Below are 22,436 nucleotides of genomic sequence, written 5' to 3'. Positions count from 1 at the left end.
TACGGAGCACGGCCATGTCGTTCCAGCTCAACCTCTTTGGCACAACCGCTCTCGCAGATACCCAGAACGACCTTTTCTGGGGCGAACTTGAAGGCGAAGACGGCACGTCCCCCGTCCCTCCCGTCACACCGGCCCCGATGGCCCTTCCCCAGATCGACTTTCATATGGTGGCCGACCGAGGCCTCGCTGACACCTGGAAACAGCGGGCCCGTGACAATACACTGGCAATCGCGCTGCTCAAGGAGATCGAAGAAGCAGACCGAAACGCCTCTTCCCCCGAACAGATCGTCCTGTCACGCTTCATCGGCTTTGGGGCAGGAGAACTGGCGAACAACCTGTTTCCATCCGGAAGCGATAGCCCCCGCCCAGGCTGGGAAGAGATTGGCGAGGCGATCCATGCCTCCACAACAGACGTTGAAAGGGCAGGACTGAAGCGCGCGACACAATATGCGCATTTCACCCCTGAACTGATCGTGCACGCGCTCTGGAACAAAGTGCTGCAGATGGGCTTCAAAGGCGGTTCCGTGCTTGAACCCGGCTGTGGGACCGGTCTTTTCATCGCAGCCCGACCGGAAACGCTCGAGGGACGCATCGCCTTTACCGGGATCGAGAATGATCCGATTACGGCAAGGATTGCACGCAGGCTCTATCCGAACCAGTGGATCCGCAGCGAGGATTTCACGACAGTGAAGCTCGCAGACGGGTATGACCTTGCGATCGGTAATCCACCCTTTTCCAATCGCACCGTGCGTGGCCCGGAAGGTCTGGGGCGGCTTGGCCTGAGCCTGCATGACTTTTTCATCGCCCGATCCATCGAAGCACTCCGCCCGGGCGGCATCGCAATGTTCGTGACGTCCCGCCATACGCTGGACAAGACGGACAGCACCGCGCGCCGGACCATCGCCGAGATGGCTGACCTCGTGGGGGCGGTCCGGCTCTCCGCCGGGGCAATGCGCGATGACGCCGGCACGGACGTGGTGGTGGACGTACTGGTGTTACGCAAGCGCATGATCGGCGACATGGCCGATGACGAGACCTGGCTGGAAACCGACGCCCTTGCGGACAGCGACCAGGGCAATGGCCCGCTCCTTATCAATCGCTATTTCCTCGACCATCCGGAGCAGGTGCTTGGCCATCACGGCTGGACCACCACCCAGTTCGGTCCCGATTACACATGCGACGCGCGTGCCGACGGCAGGCTCGATGTGATGTTGCCCGGGGCCCTGAGCCGGATCGGGCAGGACGTGCGCTTTCCGGAACCCCTGGACCAGCGTATTGTCCGGCCGGTGGGAGCCGGTGTGCTGGTCGGCACGGCTGCCGATGGCGCCCAACTGAAAGAGGGCTCCTACTTCGTCACGAAAGGCGTCCTGCAGCAGATCTGCGACGGACAGGCCACCACGGTCGCCATCAGGAAGGGGGATCAGAAGGATGGCCTCTTCCAGAAGCATGCCCGGATCATTACCGCGCTGATACCCGTCCGGGATGCGGCACGCGCGGTCCTGCGGGCGCAGATGGAGAACCTGCCCTATGGACGCCTGCAAGGTGACCTGAAGCGTGCCTATTTCAGCTTTGTCCGACAGTTCGGCCCGATCAACCTGATGAATGTGACGGTCCGAATCGATCCGGAAACCGGGGTCGAAAACGAAACCCAGCGGCGACCGAACCTTACGCCATTTTACGATGATCCCGACGTCTGGCTGATCTCGTCCATCGAGGAATACGACGAGGCGACACAGAAAGGTCGGATGGGACCAATTTTCTCGGAACGGGTCATTCATGCGCCTGCCGAACCCGAGATCCATTCCGCCCACGACGCCCTGGCCGTCTGCCTGCATGAAACAGGCGGCGTGGAAATGCCGCGGATCGCGGAACTCATGGGACAGTCCGAAGCTGAGGTCGCGGCCGCACTGGGGGATGCGGTCTATCTCGATCCGGTACGGAGTGTGGACGGTCGCGATGTCTGGGTCACGGCTGATGAAATGCTCTCCGGCGCCGTGCGGACCAAGCTGGAAGAGGCACGCGATGCAGCCCGGATCGATGGACGCTACGCCCGGAACGTGACGGCGCTGGAAGCCGTCCAGCCAGCCGATCTGCGTCCGTCGGAGATCACCGCGCGCCTTGGCGCTCCCTGGTTGCCGGTCAGCGACATCATCGCCTTTACCGCCGAAGTGCTCGGGGTCGAAACGGTCATCTATCACGCGCCTGCGGTCGCCTGCTGGACCGTGGAGAAACGGGCGTTCATGGGCAAGGCCGAGGCGACGTCAGTCTGGGGAACGGAACGGCGACATGCCGGCGAACTGCTGGAAGATGCCCTGACGCAGGCATCGCCAAAAATATGGGATGTCTGGCGTGATGGCGATGGCAATGAGCACCGCGAACTGAACACACAGGAGACGGAAGCCGCAAAGGAAAAACTGGCGGCGATCAGGCGTGCGTTCGAGACATGGGTCTGGCAGGATGGCGATCGGGCCGAGAGGCTGGTCAGGCTGTATAACGATACCTACAACAACCTCGTGGCACGCGCGTTTGATGGCTCCCATCTGCGCCTGCCCGGTGCAAGCACCACGATCAGCCTGCGCCCCCACCAGAAACGGGTCATCTGGCGGATCATCGCCGCGGGCGGCACGTATATCGCGCACGCGGTCGGCTCCGGAAAGACCTTCTCGATGGTTGCGGCCGTCATGGAGCAGAAGCGGCTTGGGCTGATCAGCAAGGCGATGATCGCCGTCCCCGGTCACTGCCTCGCCCAGATGGCCCGCGAATTCCTCATGCTCTATCCGACTGCGCGGATCCTCGTCGCCGACGAGACGAACTTCGTGAAAGCAAAGCGCCAGCGGTTCCTTGCCCGGGCCGCGACCGGAAACTGGGATGCGATCATCATCACGCATGACGCATTCAGGTTCATCCCGGTGGAGGGGGATTTCGAACGCCAGATGATCGAGGCGCAGATCGCGTCTTACGAGGAAGTGCTGGAAAGCGTCGACGCGGCCGATCGCCTGTCGCGCAAGCGGGTCGAGAGCATGAAGGAGAAGATGCAGGCGAAGCTGGAAGGCCTTTCCGCTCGAAAGGACGATCTCGTGCATCTGGGAGAGATCGGTATCGACCAGATCCTCGTCGACGAGGCGCAGCAGTTCCGGAAGCTGAGTTTTGCAACCAACCAGTCCGACCTCAAGGGGGTCGATCCGAACGGCTCGCAGCGGGCCTGGGATCTCTTCGTGAAGACGCGCTACCTGGCGGCAAAAAATCCGGAGCGCCCGCTGATCATGGCGTCCGGATCCCCGATCACCAATACGCTCGCCGAAATGTGGACGGTCAGCCGCTATATGGATCTTGAGGCGCTGCAGAAGCGCTACCTGCATGAATTCGATGCCTGGGCAGCCAATTTCGGCGAAACCCGTACCGAACTGGAACTGCAGCCAAGCGGGCTTTACAAGCCGGTCACGCGCTTCACCGAGTTCGTCAACGTCGCCGACCTCATGGCGATGTATCGCGACTTCGCGGATGTCGTGCAGCACGATGACCTGCGCCAGTACGTGACTCTGCCTGCGATCCGGGGCGGGCGTCGCGAGATTATTGTCGCGCCGACAAACGATAACTTCAGGGCCTACCAGAAGACGCTGGCGGCCCGCATCAACGCCATCGAAGCGCGCCAGGGGCGTCCCCAAAAGGGCGACGACATCCTCCTGTCCGTCATCACGGATGCCCGTCATGCCGCGATCGACCTGCGCTTCGTCGCCCCTCTCGCCGCGAATGATGACACGTCGAAGCTCAACCTGATGATCGGGAACGTGTTCCGGATCTGGCAGGAGACATCGGAAAGCCGTTACAGCGATCCTGAAACCGGTCGGCCGTACGACCTGCCGGGGGCGGTGCAGATGATCTTTTCGGATCTGGGCACCGAGAGCGCGATGGAGACACGCGGTTTTTCCGCCTATACATGGATCCGCGATGAACTGATCCGACTGGGCGTGCCGCGCGCGGAAATCGCGTTCATGCAGCACTACAGGAAGAGTGCGGCGAAGCAGAAGCTGTTCGGTGATCTCAATGCCGGGCGCAAGCGGATCCTGATCGGCTCGACGGCGACCATGGGCACCGGCGTCAACGCCCAGCAGCGCCTCAAGGCCCTGCACCATCTCGACGTGCCGTGGCTGGTCTCCGACATCATCCAGCGCGAGGGTCGCATCGAGCGGCAGGGCAACCAGCACGCGGAAATCGAACTCTACGCCTACGCCCAGCAGGGTTCCGTTGACGCGACCAACTGGCAGCTCCTCGAACGCAAGCAGCGCTTTATTGGACTTGCGATGTCAGGTGACCGTTCCATCCGGCGGATTGAGGACATTGGCGGGGAAGGGGGAAACCAGTTCGCCATGGCCAAGGCGCTTGCCTCGGGCGATGCCCGGCTGATGCACAAAGCCGGGCTGGAGGCCGATCTTGCGCGGCTCGAGAGACTGGCGGCCGCCCATTATGACGACCAGTTCGCCGTAAAACGTGCCATCGACCGGGCCGAGCGTGAGATTGCGGGCGCGGAGCGCCAGATCCCGCTTATCGAGGCGGATATTGCCAGCCGTCAGCCCACGAAGGGGGATGCGTTCGTACTGCGTCGGGACAAGGGGGATGTCAGCGAGCGCGAGAAGGCCGGATCATGGCTCCTGTCCCAGATCCGCCTGGCGGCGAAAAACGGCGAGGCAGGCGTCTGGAACCTCGGACGCATCGGTGGGTTCGCCGTCATGTGCGAAGCTGGGCCTGCCCGTCGCGTGTACTACGAAAAGCGCGCGGTCGACGTGATGCTGTTTGTGGAAGCGCGCTCAGGCCGCATTGAAATCGGCGTCGAGGACGACACGAAGGGCCTTGGGCTGGCCTCGCGCCTCGAGCATGCGCTGCTTCGGATTGATGACGCGCTCCGTGATGCAATCCGGATGCGGGAGGAAGCGCAGCGTCGCCTGCCATCATACCGCGCCCGTCTGGGCCTGCCGTTCGCGGAACAGGCGATGCTTGATGAAAAGCGCGCTGAGCTGAAAGCGCTGGAAGACGATCTGGCGGCGACCGCGACCGATGAAGACCCGGCGCATGACGACACCGAGGACAGGGAGAAGGAAGAAGAGGTGGCAGCCTGAGAAGGGCTGCCATCTCCGGTCAGGCGCCGCAAGGGGGGGCGCCTCCCCGTGCTCGGCGTCTGCGCCGCCTGCGCGCGGGTCCGGTGCCGCCGCTGCGCGGCGCCCTTGCCCCGCCAGCCCGGTGCTGGCCGCCGGAGTGCATCAGGAAAGGCGTCCTGAGAACACGGAGTAAAAACCATGGAACTGCGCGAAGTTGATCCGAAAACCCTGCTCGACAACCCCGAAAACCCGCGGAAATCCGCGCCCAACGAGGCGGAAGAGCGCCAGCTGGCGCTGAACGTCAAGGCCGTCGGGATCATCCACCCGCCTTTGGTCCGCGAAACTCCTGACGGTCTGATGATCGTTGCAGGGCATCGCCGCCGGCGTGCCGCGGTCAAGGCCGGCCTGAAAACCATTCAGGTGACGGTGGCAGGCGATGATGCGGAACTGGACCGGATGCGTGCCGCATCGGAGAACATGATCCGTCAGCCCATGACCCAGGTTGAACAGTGGCGGGTTGTTGCCAGGCTTCGGGAGGAAAAAAAGTGGAATGACACCGCGATCTGCAAGGCGCTGATGCTCACACCGGTGCAGCTGAAGCAGATCGGCCGCCTGTCTGCCATCCTACCCGAGATTCTGGCGTGGATCGAGGCGGGCAAGGGGCCCGGCAATCGTGAACTGGCGAGCATCGCCCTTGCGTCCACCGCGCTGCAGGAACAGGTCTGGGGCCATTTCGGGTTTCCGGTTGGCTCGTCGCCGCCCGAGGATGTCGAAGCCTGCGAAGATGAGGGCGAGCAACAGCCCGACGGAAATTGGGAACCCGGTGCTGCCATCCCCGATTGGGACCGGATTGCGTCAGCCCTGCGGCAGGACCGTTTTTATGCAATCGAGGCCTCGTTTGATGACGCCATTGCAAAAAGCTGCCGGATCGCCTGGCAGGAAGATCTGTTCGGTGAAGCCGGGAAGGACGGCCGTTATACCGATGACGGCTTCGCCTATGAGAAGGCGCAGCGCCAGTGGCTGGGTCAGAACACGCCTGAAGACGCACTGATCCTGCAGAGCGACGAGAACGGCGAGCCGGTCTTCGAACCCGGCATGGTCCGGATCTACTGGCAGCGCGAGGGCGCCACGAAATTCTTCTGGCTCGATCATCGCCTGAAGGTTCGCGAGGGCTGGTGCGTCCTGCCGGGCAGCGAGGCGGCGGGTCGCGTGACGCCGTCCGCCGTCATTGAAGCCCTGCCCGAAGGGCCACGGGAACGGCCCGATATCTCGGGGCGCGGTTTTGACATGATCGGCAGTTTCCGCACCCAGGCGCTGCATGCCGCATTGGACGGCATGCGGGGCTCTGCCGATCCATGGATCCTGGTCGGGCTGATGATCGCGGCCCTCAACGCGCAGAATGTCCGGGTGGACGGGGATTCCAACGCGCACTACCCGCAGCGCCGTCCGTCACGCCGGCTCGTGGCTGCCGCCGGACTGTTCCAGGATGGCGAGATGACGCTGGACGAGGCGGTCCTGCGTGGCGCTGCTGTCGACGTGCTCAAAGCCGTGCTGTCCTGCGAGAAGAACGCGACGAATAGCGGCGACTGGGGTGTCCTGGTCGGCCATATCGTGAAAGCGGACGACCATCTGCCTGCCATGGCGGATGAAAACTTCCTGAAAACGCTCAGCAAGTCCGGCATCACGAAGGCCATAAAGGCGGAAGGCATCCTGCCGCGCAATACCGGCAAGGAAATGCGCCGCGCCCTGATGGACCATGTCGGGCAGGGGATCTGGGTGCATCCTGCCGCGCGTTTCCAGGTCGATGTCGCAGCGCTGAACGCCACCTTCGCGGAAGCGCTCGCCCCGCCATCCGAAGCGGATGACGATGATGGGGACCTGGCGCATGACGACGAGACCGAGTTGGAAGACGACGCGGATGCCGATGCGCGGACTGGTGGCCCGGGAACCGATGATCCTGCCGCGACGGGCATTGAGCTCGATGAAGTGACTGACACGCCCACAGACCTGGCGGCAGATCAGGGGGATGAGGTGCCGCACGGCAGGGCCGAAAGTCTGGCTCCGCCATCGCAGACACCTGAAGAATTCCTCAGGACGCATGTTGAGTTTGTAGGCTTCAGCTGAGCGAGGCTGTTGCCGCCGTACGGCTCTGGCTCACGGCCCGTCGCCCCCAGTGGTGACGTCGGGCGGTGAGCCGGCAACGGCCTCTGGCAGGACGTCGACCGCGAAATTCTGCGATGCGCCCCAACCGGGCTTATCCGGAACGTCAGGTTACGCGTTCACTTGCGTCGGCGAAGGAGAACCGTGATGACCCATGAATACATGACGGAAAAGCGTCTGATCGGCAGGTATGTGGTTGAACTGGGCTTCCACCCGGATGGTGGGGTTCTGATCCGGACGCCTGAAATCTATCCGCCAGCGGCCCGCCGATGGCGGGGACCCTATGAGAGCGTGGAGGCGGCAGTGGTCGAATTTTCCGCTTTCACGGCGGTTCCCAGAGTCACGTCGGCCGAGCTAGCCCGGCTGAGAGAGCGCGGCTCTGTCGCCGAAATCTGCGGAAAGGAGGTGATGGTGTGGCACTGCCCATGGCGGGAAGCCAAGACACTGAGCGAATTTGTCCTGTTAAGGGAGGACGGCAATGCCTGATTTTCGTGTCACGCTGGTTGAGCGCTTGTTTGAAGCCGATGCTGGCGATTTCATGGTCACGGCGAAGGACGCCGAGGCGGCTGCGCGGATCGTCCTCAATGCCGTCCCCGACAGTGTGGACTCTGACGGGATCCGGACCACTATTTTACCTGACGGCCAGGAAGTGGACCTTGAGGTCGAGGAAGTCGTCCATGGCGAGATCGTGGCCATGGTCCACGATGCCGGGACCGGCGTGCTGTAGGGACAGTTTGGGTTTTCCCTTGTTTTCAGCCCGGGGCGAGAGGCAGCCGCCGTTCTCGCCAGAGTGATGGATCGTGTCCTTGCGGATGACGATGAGCGGGACACCCATGCAGCCTGCGTGGTGCTGCGCCGGTATCTGCACGAATACCTGAACGCGGACGCATAGGAAGAGCAGGAAGACACAGGAAAAATATGCCCGAAGGGCCATCGCGCCTCAAACGGTGGCTCTTGTCCCGCTCCGCAGGCCTGCGATGCCGGCGCACGCGCCGCGTTTGACCCGCGATATCCCTTCGGACCGCCAGAAGACATTCAGACAAGGAGAATGTCCATGGTGACCGCAGGCCTGTTATCCCGCCAGGGAACTGTCGTGCCGGAGCCCGGAGAGAGACCTGACCTGGCGGGTTATGATCACGTCATCATCGCCTGTTCCTTTGGCAAGGATTCCCTCGCCAGTACGCTGCACCTGCTTGAAAAGGGCGTGGCGCCGCAACGCATCGAGTGGTGGCACCATCGTGTGGACGATGACGGGGACGTTTTTGACTGGCCGCATGTACCCGATTACGGGCGGCATCTGGCTGCAGCCCTTGGCGTCAGGCTGTATTTCTCCGCCCGCCAGGGCGGGATCGTGCGGGAAATGCTGCGCGAGAATGCGCCGACCGCACCGGTCTGGTTCGATACCCCGACAGGGCGCGTCACTGTCGGTGGCAAGGGACCGCCCAATACACGACGCCGCTTCCCGCAGGTTTCGGCAAACCTGTCGGTCCGCTGGTGTTCCCCATACGCCAAGATCATGGTTGCGGATGGCGCCCTGCGGAACCAGGCGCGCTTCAGTCATGCCCGGACCCTGTTTGTAACCGGAGAACGCGCGGCGGAGTCCGCGAACCGTGCCCGTTACGCTGTCTTTGAGCGGCACCGGGCAGACTGTCGTGATGGTCGGATCCGACGGCATATCGATCACTGGCGGCCGGTACATGCCTGGAGTGAAGCGGCTGTCTGGCAGATCCTGAGTCGGCATGGCGTGATTCCGCCGCTTCCCTATCAGCTCGGGTTTGGCCGCCTGTCCTGCCTGACATGCGTATTCATGTCTGCCGATCAGGCTGCAACGCTGCGTCACATGGACCCGGATCGGTTCGCCCGGCTGTGTGAGTGGGAACGCGCATTTGGCTGCACCATCCGACGCGACCGGGACCTCGGCACGCTGGCCAGGGGCGGCACGGTCTACGGCCCCGTGCGCCAGCATCCGGATCTGGTGCGCCGTGCGCTCTGCCACCGCTGGCGTGGCCGTGTCCTCACATCCCCCGAACAATGGGTCCTGCCCGCTGGCGCATTCGGCGAGAGCGCCGGGCCGGTCTGACCCGCCTCATCCTCCAGCAGGGAGAAACCCGATGTTAGCGCCTTTCCAGATCCGGAAATTCCTCGACCTGAGCACCGGCCACCTCCCCCTGTCGGACCGTGGACACCTTGAGAGATATGCAAGGTCAGGTGGTTCCTTTGGGCTGACCTGCCTGTCCGGCCCGCACGGATGGTTTGTCCATGTCCCGCTTATGTGGACGGCCTTTACGATGCAAGAGGTCACATTGATTGCATTGTCGTATCTTTCTTCTGCGTATTTTCGCTCCAGCGAAATGCACTGATACTGTCATGATGTGGAGATCCGGTCAGATGCGCCCTTATGTCCGGCCTGTTTATGCGAAATCCTTCGCTGGCCATCATGGGTGTTCGCTTGCGTGTCAGGCACCAATCTGGATCTCGTGCTCAATGGCACATGGGGACATTCGGTATTGCCTGAACTGCTTCTGATTACAGTCTTTCCCATCACGCGGTCAGTGCATACTGCCGGATCTACCGGAGCTTATTCCGGTATCCATCATCCTGGTGGTACATGTCAGACTATAGCGACACTGCGACCGGCCGGACGATAGATCTCTTTGCGCGACAACAAAACCCAGATGATCCGGGCCAGCTTGTTGGCTAACGCCACGGTTGCCAGACGGCCCGGGCGACGTTCCAGAAGCTTGCAAAGCCATACTCCCGCAGCGCTATCCCATTTCTGTGCGCGGTAAAGCATGGATGTTGCGCCCAGAACGAGCATCTTTCTTATTTCCCGGTTGCCCGTTTTGGTAATTCTGCCCAATCGGGTTTTTCCGCCCGATGAATGCTGGCGCGGTACGAGACCAAGCCAGGCTGCGAAGTGCCGGGCCGTATCGAAGGCCCCAATATCGGTAACAGACGCGACAATCAGGGAGGCGGTTACCGGACCAATGCCCGGGATGGTCAAAAGACGGCGAGCATCTTCATCCTGTTTGGCATGTGTCCGGATACCTCCTTCCAGGTTTTCTATGCTTTCGTTCAGTCGACCATACTGTTCAAAGAGCAGCATGGTTGTCTGTTTCAGGGCATCAGGCAGATTGGATGAGGTTTCGATTTTCGCCAGAAGTTCGGGGAGACGGGCATTTCCAAGGGGAACAATCAAACCGAATTCCGCTGCAAGTGCACGCAACGCATTCACCAGCATCGTTTGCTGTTTGACCAGAAGGGTACGAGTTGAGTGCAGCGATAACAGGCTTTGCTGCTCCCGATTTTTAATCGGGACGAAGCGCGTGTCGGGATGGATCGCGGCAAGACAAATCGCGGCGGCATCAACAGCATCGTTTTTCTTGCCACGTTTGACAAATGGTTTGACCATTTCAGGGGGAATGAGTTTTACCTCATGACCGGTGTCACGGATGACACGAGCCCAGTGATGCGACGTGCTACAGGCTTCGAGTACGACCAGGCAGCGCTCCAGCTTTTCAAAGAATGAGATAACTTCACTCCGCCCGAGTTTCTTCTTGAGCAGACATTTTCCGCTTGCGTCCGTGCCATGCACTTGAAAAACAGACTTGGCGATATCCAGGCCGATTATGGTAACTTTCATCCGGGCGGTCTCCTCTGAATGGTCTTCCGACCTCATCATGGCACATTGATGTCGCATGGAGGCCGTCCACCCCATCTGGATCCATACTCCCATGATTGGCCGGGGTCGCGGTCACTGCGGGCCATTCTTGCCCTGGCCCGGAATCACGACTGTGATTACGTCCTGTTTGATGCGGACGGCCCGGTCGATGCCTCGCTTCGTTTCTTTGATGACGATGAAGATGAATGACCGGCAACGGCATCGGGCGTCCCTCGGGCCAGAGGCGCCGGTTCTTATTTCTTAAGGCGGGATACTTCGGTGTTCCGCCTTTTTTGTGTCCTCGCAAGGGGCTCACACAAAGGAATACTGCCATGAAACTTCATTTCGACCATGCCCTCGTGGCGCGTCTTCTCGCTCATGCGCAAGCCGCGAGCGAACATTCCCCTACCTATGATCAGCTTGTTGACCCGGTCTTTCTCAAGGCTGGCGTGTCGTCGCGCCATCCGACCGGTGTGGATGTCGACCGTACCAAGATACCGGCAGGCCTCATGCTGGTTGGCGATCATGGGGTGTACCTGATGTCGAATGGTTATCCGGGCTTCAGTGACGCTGAGGGGCAGGCGAGCCTTGTCGCCTATGCTGTCGAAGCGGACCCGCGCACATGTCCTGACGACTGGTACGATGTCAAGCGCGCGTCGTTTGGCGGTGACGATGGCGCGGAATTTCTTTCTGCCGACACCATCCGCAAGGCGCTGGAGGCGACTGCGGGCAGTCGTTTGTGGATTGATGTCACGCCTGCGCGGATCAGTTGCCCCTATCTGGCATCCCCGCAAAAAAACCGATCCGGACGACCGGATGGCGGATCTGGAAAGGCCTACTCTAAATAAAAATACAATAAAAATAAAATATAGAAATAAACGAAAAAGTAAAGGTAGGAGGCGGGCACCACAGTCCAGCCTGCCGCGCAAGGGGTGGCTCCTCGCCGTGCGCGATGGCTGCGCCATCTGTGCGCGGCTCCGGTGCCGCCGCTGTGCGGCGCCCTTGCCCGCCAGTCTGGCCTGCGGTCGCCGGAAGGGGTCGAAACCCCCGAAAAAAGGATCTGGAAATGGCACAGAACCGCATCGCGCCGCCGTCCCGCCCTGCCGTCGAAATCGCCAAATTCGTCGTCATCGTGCTCCTCTGGACGGCCTCCATGGTCACTTTCCTCCTGCTGCCCGACGTCTTCCTCGATCCGTGTACGGGCATCATCGATCTCAGGTGACACCACCCTCGCCATCCGCGCCGCCCTTCGGGGCGGCGTCTGCATTTTCTGGAGACTGATCATGGCCAGAACTGAACGTACTGACATCCACCAGTCCGTCACTGACCGCATCATCCGCGAACTTGAAGCGGGAACCGTGCCATGGGTCTGCCCGTGGAGCCGCACGAAATGCGGCATTGCCCTGCCGCGTAATGCCGCGATCGACCGGGCCTATTCCGGGATCAACATCCTGATGCTGTGGGGTTCGGTAGAGATGCATGGGTTTTCTACCCAGAAATGGCTGACGTTCCGCCAGGCGCATGCGCAGGGCGGCAATGTCAGGAAAGGCGAGAAGGGAACGACGGTATTTTATGCCGACCGTTTCACGCCAAAATCGGAAGCAGGTTCCGACGAGCCACGCCAGATCCCGTTTCTAAAGCGGTTTACGGTGTTCAACGTTGACCAGTGCGAGAACCTGCCGGACAGCATGGTTGCGCCGACCGCGCCGTTGCCGGAACGCGAAATCGTGCCGCACGCGGAAGCGCTGATGACCGAAACCGGGGCGGACATTCGCATCGGTGGTGACAAGGCATTTTATGCCCCGGATGCGGACTTCATCCGGGTTCCGCCCCAGCAGTCCTATTTCAACCAGATCGACTGGTACCGAACCGTCTTTCACGAGATCGGGCACTGGACCGGGGCCGAAAGTCGGCTGTCGCGCACCTTTGGCAGGCGGTTTGGTGACCATGCCTACGCGGCCGAGGAACTGGTCGCAGAGATGACATCAGCTTTCGTATGCGCGGAACTGCAGATCGAGCCGACGGTCCGCCATGCGGATTACATCGGGAACTGGCTGGAACTGCTGAGGGCTGACAAGCGCGCCATTTTCACCGCAGCGAGCGCTGCTTCAGCCGCGGCCCAATACATTTTCAGCCCATCGGCACGTCAGCCGTCCGTCGAGGACGTGGCTTCTGCCGCCTAAAACCCAACCGTAAAAACCTGTGCGCCCGCGAGGGCGCGCTGAGTGATGGAGTTCATCATGCCTGTCTTTGCCCTGATTGCCACTCCCGCCGTGCGCATCCGTTCCGACGGCTGCACCATCCTTAAGGCGCTGCCGATGGAACACCTTGGTGCACGGGGGATGACAGAAGCCCTGACGCTCGCGGAAATCTCGACTGCCGTAACGCTGTACGGTGAGAGGATCGCCGGCGCGCATCCCGGGCGCTCGTTTTCCATCAGTGTGCATATCCGTCGGGGCGATCGTAAGCCACGTGGCTTTGATGCGGCTTACCGCGCTGGCGCCCTGGGGACGGACAGATGGGTTCTCATGGTCGATAACGACGCTGATGGCGTGCGGATCCTGCATGGACGATCCGCAGCCGAAACTGGAAACATGGCGTCCTGCAAAGGAGACGTGGCATGATCCGCCAGTATTATACGTCTCCATTTCAGGGCGGTAATAACCCGCTCCGGGTCGGGACCATTGCCAGTGGAACCATCTTCCGTCTTCCGGCTCCTGTTTCGGGGCGTCCCTATCGGACCCGGCCGTGGATCGTGGAATGCTTTCTGAACGCCACGATGGGGGCGGCTGCGCTGAACCCCGTCACCGGTCTCCGGGAAGATCGTTATATGCGAGGCCGCTCGGATCTGGTCGTATTGCGCAGCCTCGCCAGTGCCCGACGTGTGACCGTGGCGGTGCGTTATCTGGAAAGGATGAGTGAAGAGGGCCTGGGCGAGGGGCATTATCCTGATCTGCCGGATGTGAGCCGCTTTCATAACGGCTATCGATGCCGGAGCCAGGTGTCATGACGGCGGGGCCGATCCTGTGTGAGCGGCTTCGGGTCCCGCCTTTCGACCCGGCTGTCCTGAAACCCACCCAATGGGCGACGGCCCAGCAAAAGGCAAAGCTTGGTAATGCGATCCTGCGGTTCATTGCACTCGGAATGCCTGCAGAAAAATTTACACCGGCCCTGTATAACCGGCTGAGCAATATGTTCGGATTTATCGCGCATTATAATCGGACCGGCTTCGCGCAGACATGGTTCGACAATGCAGCCACACGGCGCGATTTCCTCGATCAGGTTGCGCGATATCCCTGCTGGGGCGACCCGACTTTTGTCTGGTCGGATGTAGAGAAGGAAATCAGGCTGCGCGTTCGGGAAAACCTGCTGGTCGAGGCATGGACGACCCGTGCCCGCGAGGAACAGGTTGCGCGCGAGAAAGCGGAGCTGGCCCGTCTGCAGGCAAAGCATGGCGGAACAGCGACGGCAGCGGATGCACCCGTGCCCACCGTGCAACTCGGGCTGCTCTAGCCCTGGGCTATGCGCCAGGAGCCATGCCCGTCGAGGCACCGGCCCAGGAACGCCAGTGCGGCACGCGGATATTTCCGGATTTCCAGAACGCTGCCGGTGGGTACCTCCATGTGGTAGGCGCCGATCCGGGCGGCGCAATGCGGCTGGCCGCGCAGGAATTTTATGCCCCTGCCGGTGCGAACTGCCTGCCGTGGACCAAAAACGCCCACAACGTGACGGCCACCGAGGTAAATATCGGCGTTGAACTGGCGCCACAGCGGTGCCCGGACATCCTGCTCGTCGACTTCGACCTGCACGGTGCAGCAGTCATTCCATGCATCTGGCGTGCCATCCACGCCATACAGGGTCTGGCAGATCTGGCGGATCGCCTGCTCATGGTCGGGGAGGAAGGACCAGCCGATTTCCTTGCCGAGAAATCGTCCCCTGTAACGCCGGGCCTGGATTGCCAGTTCGGGATGAAAGTCGGCCTTCAGGGTGATGCGTCCTTCCGACGCAGTAATCACCGCCATGATGAACTCCCAATGTAGAGACAGGGAAATTCTAGGACGACTATCATAATTGTACAAGAATAAATGACACGATTATGAGCGAAATAGAAAAATAAAACAGAAATCAAAATTCAAAATCCAAAAGCATGACTTCGGCCCCTGCCGGGTCTCTGACCTGGTTTCTGCGGTCTGAAGCGGTCGTCGTCGGGCGCAACCCCCAGGCCTGCGGTCGGGACGGCACCGTGAAGCCGCATGCGCGGCTTCCGCACCACTGCCGCCCCGAGGGGTTGCGCCCGCCGCCTGTGGCCCGCTTCCGCGCGACCGCACCAGGTCAGAGATCCGGCAGGGGCCGGAGACGACCAGGAAGGAAAAAAGGAACAAGACCATGAGCCAGTCAGTCAATCGCGCCATCATCATCGGTCACCTGGGCCGGGATCCGGATCTTGCCGCACGTAGGGAAGGGGAGGGCAAAATCGCATCCTTCGGCGTGGCGACAAGTGAAACCTGGACCGATCGCGCCAGCGGTGAGCGCCGGGAAAAAACCCAGTGGCACCGTGTCGTCTCTTTCAACGATCACCTTTCAGCCGTGATCGAACGTCGGTGCCAGAAAGGAACGCTGGTCTATGTCGAAGGCCATCTCGAGACACGCAAATGGACCGATCAGCAGGGACAGGACCGTTATGTGACCGAGATCATCATTGATCGGTTTGATGGAAACCTGAAGGTGCTGGCCAATGGTCGAAGCACGGGCGATGGACGTTTTGATGAAGAGCGTCCCTCGCGGAGCGCTGCACAGCGCCCCGTTCCTGCCGCAACTTCCAACGCGCAGGACGTGGATGATGAAATCCCATTTTAGGTCGTTCGGTGTTCCGGGTCGTCAGCGACCCGGAGCATTGTGCCTGTTCAGGGAGAAGAAAATGCGGTTTCTGCTGCCCCAGTTCTCGTCATGAATACTTGTGAGGACTGTCAGACCTGATGGCGCGGGCGATCGGGAAAGCCTGTCGGCCGACACCGGAACGCCGGTCGTCCGTCCACATCGGGGATGAACTGTGTCTCTCCTGTTTCTCTATCGACCTTTATACGGGCTCGTGAACCTTATTTTTTCGTCAGTCGCATGATGTGGGCGCAGACGGGATCCTCCACAGGGAGTATCTGCCGTCGTGAATGCCCGCTCGTCCATAGTCCCGGTAATGCGTGCGCAGTGGCGCGGGCACATGCCGTTTGCTGCCGCGCGTAAACTGCGGCCATTCGTGCGTTCTGTATTCTTTTGCAGTTCACGCAGAATAAAACCGTCAACGCGGATCATCAGGACGCAATATCTCGACGAACCATACAGAGGTCGTCGTGTGTTTCCGCATGATCATCTCAAATACTCACCGTAAATACCGGAGCGGTCTGAAACACAATCCATGCTGTTCGTGAAGGAGTGTCTTTCATGGCTTACACGTCTTCCCCAGAAGCACAGCAAAGAGAACTTGATGAGCTTCGCAATGCTGTAAACTGCGCCGTAGTGCTGGAGAAAGCCGGGTTCCGGCTGGATCGGCAGGCCACTGCGCAGCGTTCCGCCCGTAACCTGAAATTTCGCCGTGACAGTGAGGCCATTATTGTCAATCACGATGGCAAGGGCTGGTGGGACCCCAAGGGCGACGGCAAGGGCGATGTCTTCAAGCTTGTCCAGTATCTCGATCCCTCGAAGAATCTCGGTCATGTCAGGCAGGAACTTCGCGCCCTGATCGGCAGGAGCCCGACGCTCGAAGTTGTCGAGCGTACGAAGGGAGCCGCTGACAGACCGCGGCGCGATCCCGCTGAATTGTGGAACCGTCGTACCGCACCCGGGCAGGGGACGGCTGCATGGCGCTATCTGACGGAGATTCGTGGGTTGCCCGACCATATTGTCGCGATTGCCGGACAGCAGGGGGCGCTGAAGGAAGGCCCGCACGGAACCGCTTGGTTCGGCCACCGGGATGCGGATGGGCAGTTCACCGGCATGGAAATGCGGGGGCCGGATTACAAGGGGTTTTCGACGGGCGGCATTGGCAAGCGTCTCTTCGGTTTCCGGGCCGACGGGGGAGAAGAACCCGTGACGCGCCTTGTCGTCACCGAGGCGGCCATTGATGCATTATCCTTTGCAGCACTCGATCGCTTCCAGAAAGGAACGCTCTACACCTCGACAGGTGGCGGCATGAGCCCAGAGAGCGAAGCGAACCTGAAGCGGGTCATGATGCAGGTCGCCGCCCAGCCTGATGCGCGACTGGTTGTTGCCGTTGATAACGACCTGCAGGGGGATCGTTATGCCGGGAAATTCGCTGCGATGGCACAGGACGTCGGTCTCTGGTCAGGACGGGTATCTCCGAAGGGGCAGGGAGAGGACTGGAACGCGGTTCTGAGGAGCCGCAGGGAAGGAATGCAGGCCGGTTCTGTTCCCGTTGCGCCCTTGTGCCGCCTGTCCGAAGTCCTGGGTTCGGGGTCGAAAGCGCAGCCGGAGACGGTTTCCCCGTCATGGCTGGGTCAGGCCGAGGCGCACGGCATGCAGCGGCCGCTGCGGGTTTCGGTTCCCTCATTGCCTGCTTCGTCTGAACCTGTCGAGAAGCCTGCCGGACCACGGCTAGGTTCATCGCCGGGGATGTCCTTGTGAACCAGCGTAAATCCTTTGGGATCACCGGACAGACGGCATCACGAGGTGCAGGCTTTGTCCAGATATCTGCAGGCCCGCGCGCATGCCCGAACGGCTCTGCCAGGGGCGACGGATATGCGGAAATACGTGGCGCATCGATTGCGGGGCAACACGCGGCCTCGATGGCCTGAGGCCGGGATTTGGCAGGCCGCATCGCCTCCTTCGCCGACGATCACGGGATGATCGTCATTTACGGCTGGCGTGCCACAGAGGTGGGCGCCGAACGGTCCTGCGCGCAGGATCATCTCACATAGGAGAGGGTCATGGGATCTGTTTCAGACTATGCGGATCTGGGGATTACGCGTCTGGCGATGAAGGCAGACCTTGCACGGACGTTTGCCCGCTCGCGCCCGGCTCGAGGCATCTGGAACCGCCACCTGCGCCAGCGTTTGGAGCAGGCCGAAGATGATCCCCCGATACCGCAAAGTGCAGTCCGCCTCTACGAACGGTCGGGCTGTCCTGTCGGCCTGGTTATCGATGGACGCTGGGAACGCAGGCTTGGGAACTGGGATCTTTCCTATCCGGCGACGATCCTGCTCTCGACCGGTAAGATCACCACGACCCCGGGTTGCATGGCGGAAGGGCTGGAAGAGCTATGACCGGTAATCTTCCCGTTCCGCGTGCGCTTGCGCCAGTCCTTGATAGCCTGACGCCAGAACAGCGGCGCGCGGCGATGGCGCTGGGATATGTTCTGGTTCTGGCAGGGGCAGGCACCGGCAAGACCAAAACCCTGACAGCCGGGGTCGCAACCCGCGTCGGACTGCATGGCATGGTTCCTGGCCAGATCCTCTGTGTAACCTTTACCAACAAGGCCGCCCAGGAAATGCGCAAGCGCATCGGAGACGTTCTTGGGACGTACTCGGTACCCACATGGCTTGGAACGTTTCATGCCCTGGCTGCCCGACAGCTACGGGCCGAGCCTGAAGTGGCGCAATTGCGTAGCGGTTTTGACATTCGTGACGCCGAGGACAGTCTCGCCATTGTCCGCCGCCTGATCAGGACTGTCCCTAAGGAAAAGCTTCCCGTGCCGCAGGAAGGAGCGCCAGGAGATGCGAGACAGATCAAAAAAATGGCCGAGCGGATTGCGCGGCTGAAAGAGGATCTGATCACACCGGTGGCTGCTTTCGCGCATGTTGAAAGCCTGATCGGCAGGCGGCAGTCGGCGAATCTCCATGTGGATCACGAAAGCTGGCGCTTTGTCGTCGGGTTGTATGGTCGTTACCAGGCGATCCTGCGCGAGCAGAACGCGGCGGATTTTGGTGATCTGCTGATGTGGCCGACCCTCGCGATGCTGCATGATGCGGCATACCATCGCCGGTGGTCCGCCCGTTTTACGGCCGTGATGGCGGACGAGTTTCAGGATGTGAACCGCGCCCAGTACCTGTGGCTCACGTTGCTCAGCAGGACGTCTGGTGAACTGTTCTGTGTGGGTGATGATTCCCAGAGCATCTATTCCTGGCGGGGGGCGAAAGTCGGCTTCCTGCGGAACTTCCCGCGTGAGTTTCCTGCTGTGAAGACGTTCAAGCTCGAGGAGAACTTCCGTTCCACCAGCAATATTCTTGATGCGTCGAATGCGGTGATTTCATTTGACCCGTCGCGGATCGAAAAGACACTGTTTACACGTCGGGGCGAGGGCCTCCCGATCGAGGTTCTGGGGTTCTCCTACGCCACCGAGGAAGCTGCGGCGATCGTCCGGGAGATTGGCCGTCGCGCAGCGACCGGCGTCGCCTGGCATGACATGGCTATCATTTACCGCCAGAACCGGCTCTCCCGAACGCTGGAGGAAGCATTGCTCCACGCTCGTGTTCCCTACGAGATCATCGGGGATGTGGGTTTCTATCGGCGTACCGCCGTCAAGGACGCTCTGGCCCTGCTGACGCTTTGCGCATGGCCCGATGAGCGCAGGTCGGACGAAGCCTTTCGGCGGATGGCCAACCGGCCTCCACGGGGCCTTGGCGCCAGGGGCCTGGAGAAAATCGAGATAGAGGCTTCGGCGGGTGGTCAGTCGCTATGCGCGGCGGCCACACGGACCCGTCTGTCCCCGAGATGTGCCGTGGCGCTGCAGGGATTCGTCCAGATTCTCAGACAGATCGGATGTCGGGAAAGGGAAAGCCTTGGGGAGCGCCTTACCGGCCTGCTCGAGGCAACAGGGTATCTGGACATGCTGCGGGCTGATGATTCGGATGAAGCGGCAACCCAGCGCGAAAACCTCGCGGAACTGATCGAACTGGCCCAGGGTTTCCGGCGCGTGGAACACCTCCTCGAACATGCGGCACTGGCAGGCGGAGCACCTGGCGAACAAGGTCGTGATCGCGTTCAGCTCATGACCATGCACCGGTCGAAAGGACTGGAATTCCGGCACGTCTTTCTTCCTGCATGGGAAGAGGCGATTTTCCCCGGTGCGATGTCGCGCAATCCCGAAGAGGAGCGTCGCCTTGCCTATGTGGGACTGACCCGGGCCATGGAGCAGGCCACGATCACGTTCTGTGATTATCGCCAGGGCGGATCTTCCCGTCCGAGCCGGTTCATTGACGAAATTCCACGCGAAAACCGGGTCAGCAGCTGGAATCATGGCAGGAACGAACCACGTCAGTCTGACGGTCGTTGGAGGCAGGTTGATCAGGAACTGAATGCGCTTGGCTTGTGAATGCGGACAATGCATGCTCCGGCAGCGGCGACATGCATTCGCGCGGCCCAGGCATTGCACCAAACAGGCTGGTTCCGTCCGACGATTCGGTCTTAAATTGCTTTTCTTTTGGTCGAAGGACGTCTGATTTATGGCAAAAAAGCCAGTATCGCCGATGGAATCCGATGACTGGGATAATAATTGTCATTTTTTGGGATTTGGAGGGTTGAATTGAAATTAAGAGTATCGTTCCCAGATAATTTTATATCAGAAATGATTATTGATCAGAAGTTTGTACCTTGTTTATGTAAAATATCACGTGATTTCAAGATAGAATTTAGGGCTCCTCTTCAGGAGGCGGTTGGTATTGTATCTGAATGGGATATTAAATTAATTAACGAAAGAGCTCCTGCCGGGGCGGGAGGGAAATACACGTATTACGCAGATGGAGAAATATCTATCGAGCGGATCTCGGATGATATCTATCGTATATTAGATCTAAAGATGTTTTATCCAGCATCCGGATGGCGTCCTGTTATAAAAGATGGGGATTATGCTGTTCCAAAGGAGGGGTTTGGGGATGAGGAGTAATTCCCGATATTATTTTTTTTAATTACAATTTACATCAATATTTAATAAATTAAAAATAATATTTGATGTTTAACATAAAAATAAAAAAATTGAGATATTTATTATTGGGTAAATTTATGAACTTCTTAATATGTCTCTCCAGTTTAGTGATTGCTGGAATCTTGCGGATCAGGAATTGGACGCATCCGGATTGTGAATACAGGAAAGGCGTAATCGGGCGAGGGCGGCGCAGGACGGCGACCTGCTCTTGCATGGCCGAGTGCGGCCCAGACACATGTTGGCGAGCTTATGGATAACCGGACAGGACCGCGTTTCGATACGATACGCACGCAGTCACACAGCTGGGATATAATCGGCTTCACATGAGCGTCAGGGCACTGCATCGGACAGGCTGGCCCTGTCTGTCGCGTCGGTCTTTAATTGCTTTTCTTTTGGTCGAAGGACGTCTCCTTTATGGCGAAAAAGCCGGTGCCGCCGATTGAGCCCGATGACTGGGATGATGACGAGGCGGGTTTCCTGCAGCCTCAGGAGCCACCGCCGCCCGTCCGGGACCCGGCGGATCTCAGGTTGCATACGCGCCAGCTCGCCGACCTTCTCCGGGCCAGATTTCCCGACAGGTGGGTCGGTGTGGAAATCGGCACGCTTCCGCTTCGGTGTGAGGACGACCTGTTCTCCGATTTCATTGACCTTGGAGATGGCCTCGGGGTTCGCCTCGATTATGATCCCGAAGAGCCGGAGCGGGTACTCTGGATCAGTGCCGGCAACCGTGATCATGGCGGCGAACCGCTCGATTTTCCCCGCGATAGCGAGGCCTGTCGCGGACGCATGCTTTCAACCGGGGAAATCGCGGAACTGCTCGATTTTCTTGACAGGGAGGCCGCTTACTGATGCCCGCTGGCATGGCAGGCAAGCCCGATGCGCCGCCATGCGTCAGTCAGTGTGCCCCGCGGCACGTTGCGCTCAAGACCACGTAGCAGGGTTTCCAATTCGGAAAGGGAAACGGTGCAGCCGACAAGCGCCGGTGACAGGACCGCAGTTCCCGTCATCACAACGTGGCTGAAGACCTGGATGGTCGGGTCCACGAGGCGGGCCAGCGCATAGACGGCGCGGCAATGGGCGGCATTCTGCATCACCGGGCTGTAAATCAGCCGGGGCGGGGCGTCGGGCGCCTCGCCCGCGAAACGCTGTCGCCACCGTTCAACTTCCGGGTGTCCGGTCAGTTCGCCGCCATACCGCTTTGTCTCCACGACATGGATGCCCCGCGGGCTGAGGAACAGGTGGTCAATCTGGGTCGTCCTGCCGTCACCCGCCGGCAGTATGGCGTCGTGCAGCACGGCCAGGCCGCTCCGGTCGAGCACGTGGGCTACGGCGCTCTCTCCTTTCTCGCCCTGGATGGCGGCGCGAAAGGATCGCCAGACCTGCGTCTCATGGGCCGTCAGCCGGCACCTGTCGGGAGGCTTCACGCGACGACGTCGAAGTCTTACCACGCAGTCTCCCCCTATGGTTCAATGGCCCGATAGCGTGTCCCGTATATCTGTCCGTCATGCGACTGGGGCGGGAAATGCCGGGAACCGTTTATGTTCCGGGTGAGGGGCCGGGTACATGTCTGCAGCGTGGATGCGGATCACCA

At 60.4% G+C, this 22,436-nt stretch carries 22 protein-coding genes; 19 read left to right on the top strand and 3 right to left on the bottom strand.

Features of this window, described 5'->3' with window-relative positions; translation table 11 throughout:
* The first annotated feature begins 14 nt into the window (after window positions 1–14).
* From S101446_RS17040 to S101446_RS18855, 6 genes are all read left to right on the top strand, one after another.
* Window positions 15–5,114 carry a lactate dehydrogenase gene (locus tag S101446_RS17040; protein ID WP_087609037.1) on the top strand — a complete coding sequence of 1,700 codons (5,100 nt, stop codon included), beginning with the start codon at window positions 15–17 and terminating at the stop codon, window positions 5,112–5,114.
* A 177-nt stretch (window positions 5,115–5,291) separates the two neighbouring features.
* Complete coding sequence (locus S101446_RS17035) at window positions 5,292–7,217, top strand: ParB/RepB/Spo0J family partition protein (RefSeq protein WP_087609036.1); 1,926 nt, start codon at window positions 5,292–5,294, stop codon at window positions 7,215–7,217.
* Between the two features lie 183 nt (window positions 7,218–7,400).
* Window positions 7,401–7,739: a hypothetical protein gene (locus S101446_RS17030; RefSeq protein WP_087609035.1), complete on the top strand. Its 339-nt coding sequence runs from the start codon at window positions 7,401–7,403 to the stop codon at window positions 7,737–7,739.
* Window positions 7,732–7,980, top strand: coding sequence for a hypothetical protein (locus S101446_RS18565; protein ID WP_239020163.1), 249 nt, complete (start codon window positions 7,732–7,734; stop codon window positions 7,978–7,980). The genes S101446_RS17030 and S101446_RS18565 overlap by 8 nt, the downstream gene beginning before the upstream one ends.
* A 321-nt stretch (window positions 7,981–8,301) precedes the next feature.
* A complete protein-coding gene (locus S101446_RS17020; RefSeq protein ID WP_087609034.1) occupies window positions 8,302–9,333 on the top strand; it encodes a phosphoadenosine phosphosulfate reductase domain-containing protein in 1,032 nt (343 codons plus the stop codon).
* A gap of 31 nt (window positions 9,334–9,364) precedes the next feature.
* Window positions 9,365–9,613 carry a DUF5983 family protein gene (locus S101446_RS18855; RefSeq protein WP_019087509.1) on the top strand — a complete coding sequence of 83 codons (249 nt, stop codon included), beginning with the start codon at window positions 9,365–9,367 and terminating at the stop codon, window positions 9,611–9,613.
* Between the two features lie 251 nt (window positions 9,614–9,864).
* On the opposite strand, the gene S101446_RS17010 is transcribed toward S101446_RS18855, so the two are convergent.
* Window positions 9,865–10,896, bottom strand: a complete 1,032-nt coding sequence (locus tag S101446_RS17010) for an IS110 family RNA-guided transposase (RefSeq protein ID WP_014106769.1) — start codon at window positions 10,894–10,896, stop codon at window positions 9,865–9,867.
* Between the two features lie 18 nt (window positions 10,897–10,914).
* On the opposite strand from S101446_RS17010, the gene S101446_RS18850 reads away from it, so the two are divergent.
* The 7 genes from S101446_RS18850 to S101446_RS16980 all read left to right on the top strand — a co-directional run bounded on the left by S101446_RS18850 (window position 10,915) and on the right by S101446_RS16980 (window position 14,427).
* Window positions 10,915–11,124 (top strand): DUF5983 family protein, encoded by a 210-nt coding sequence (locus S101446_RS18850; protein ID WP_444699932.1) that lies wholly within the window; start codon window positions 10,915–10,917, stop codon window positions 11,122–11,124.
* A gap of 122 nt (window positions 11,125–11,246) precedes the next feature.
* Window positions 11,247–11,762, top strand: coding sequence for a DUF3085 domain-containing protein (locus S101446_RS17000; RefSeq protein ID WP_087609033.1), 516 nt, complete (start codon window positions 11,247–11,249; stop codon window positions 11,760–11,762).
* Window positions 11,763–11,980: 218 nt separating this feature from the next.
* Complete coding sequence (locus tag S101446_RS18105; protein ID WP_010515653.1) at window positions 11,981–12,136, top strand: hypothetical protein; 156 nt, start codon at window positions 11,981–11,983, stop codon at window positions 12,134–12,136.
* A 61-nt stretch (window positions 12,137–12,197) separates the two neighbouring features.
* Window positions 12,198–13,097 carry an ArdC family protein gene (locus S101446_RS16995; protein ID WP_087609032.1) on the top strand — a complete coding sequence of 300 codons (900 nt, stop codon included), beginning with the start codon at window positions 12,198–12,200 and terminating at the stop codon, window positions 13,095–13,097.
* 57 nt (window positions 13,098–13,154) lie between these two features.
* The gene (locus S101446_RS16990) at window positions 13,155–13,538 is read left to right on the top strand and encodes a hypothetical protein (protein WP_244184682.1); all 384 of its coding nucleotides are present in this window, start codon (window positions 13,155–13,157) and stop codon (window positions 13,536–13,538) included.
* Window positions 13,535–13,924 (top strand): hypothetical protein, encoded by a 390-nt coding sequence (locus S101446_RS16985; RefSeq protein ID WP_087609030.1) that lies wholly within the window; start codon window positions 13,535–13,537, stop codon window positions 13,922–13,924. Before S101446_RS16990 ends, S101446_RS16985 begins: the two co-directional genes overlap by 4 nt.
* Window positions 13,921–14,427: a hypothetical protein gene (locus S101446_RS16980; RefSeq protein ID WP_087609029.1), complete on the top strand. Its 507-nt coding sequence runs from the start codon at window positions 13,921–13,923 to the stop codon at window positions 14,425–14,427. The genes S101446_RS16985 and S101446_RS16980 overlap by 4 nt, the downstream gene beginning before the upstream one ends.
* On the opposite strand, the gene S101446_RS16975 is transcribed toward S101446_RS16980, so the two are convergent.
* Complete coding sequence (locus tag S101446_RS16975) at window positions 14,424–14,936, bottom strand: hypothetical protein (protein ID WP_087609028.1); 513 nt, start codon at window positions 14,934–14,936, stop codon at window positions 14,424–14,426. The two genes, S101446_RS16980 and S101446_RS16975, sit on opposite strands and share 4 nt — an antisense overlap.
* A 364-nt stretch (window positions 14,937–15,300) precedes the next feature.
* Between S101446_RS16975 and ssb the strand changes: the two genes are divergently transcribed.
* The 6 genes from ssb to S101446_RS16945 all read left to right on the top strand — a co-directional run bounded on the left by ssb (window position 15,301) and on the right by S101446_RS16945 (window position 21,694).
* Window positions 15,301–15,771, top strand: coding sequence for a single-stranded DNA-binding protein (ssb, locus tag S101446_RS16970; RefSeq protein ID WP_014106778.1), 471 nt, complete (start codon window positions 15,301–15,303; stop codon window positions 15,769–15,771).
* 579 nt (window positions 15,772–16,350) lie between these two features.
* A complete protein-coding gene (locus S101446_RS16965; protein ID WP_087609027.1) occupies window positions 16,351–17,550 on the top strand; it encodes a DUF3991 and TOPRIM domain-containing protein in 1,200 nt (399 codons plus the stop codon).
* Between the two features lie 302 nt (window positions 17,551–17,852).
* The gene (locus S101446_RS16960) at window positions 17,853–18,188 is read left to right on the top strand and encodes a hypothetical protein (RefSeq protein ID WP_087609026.1); all 336 of its coding nucleotides are present in this window, start codon (window positions 17,853–17,855) and stop codon (window positions 18,186–18,188) included.
* Entirely contained in the window at window positions 18,185–20,236 is a 2,052-nt protein-coding gene (locus S101446_RS16955; protein WP_087609025.1) for an ATP-dependent helicase, read from the top strand. The genes S101446_RS16960 and S101446_RS16955 overlap by 4 nt, the downstream gene beginning before the upstream one ends.
* Window positions 20,237–20,416: 180 nt before the next feature.
* Window positions 20,417–20,806, top strand: coding sequence for a hypothetical protein (locus S101446_RS17885; RefSeq protein WP_157684883.1), 390 nt, complete (start codon window positions 20,417–20,419; stop codon window positions 20,804–20,806).
* Window positions 20,807–21,259: 453 nt separating this feature from the next.
* Entirely contained in the window at window positions 21,260–21,694 is a 435-nt protein-coding gene (locus S101446_RS16945; RefSeq protein ID WP_087609023.1) for a hypothetical protein, read from the top strand.
* Here S101446_RS16945 and S101446_RS16940 read toward each other — a convergent pair.
* Entirely contained in the window at window positions 21,688–22,293 is a 606-nt protein-coding gene (locus S101446_RS16940; protein ID WP_244184681.1) for a nuclease-related domain-containing protein, read from the bottom strand. The two genes, S101446_RS16945 and S101446_RS16940, sit on opposite strands and share 7 nt — an antisense overlap.
* Window positions 22,294–22,436 lie beyond the last annotated feature (143 nt).

Origin of the sequence: Komagataeibacter europaeus (assembly GCF_002173515.1) — a bacterium.
In the GTDB taxonomy this organism is placed as follows: Bacteria; Pseudomonadota; Alphaproteobacteria; order Acetobacterales; family Acetobacteraceae; genus Komagataeibacter; species Komagataeibacter europaeus.
This window is presented reverse-complemented; position numbering and strand designations above follow the sequence as displayed.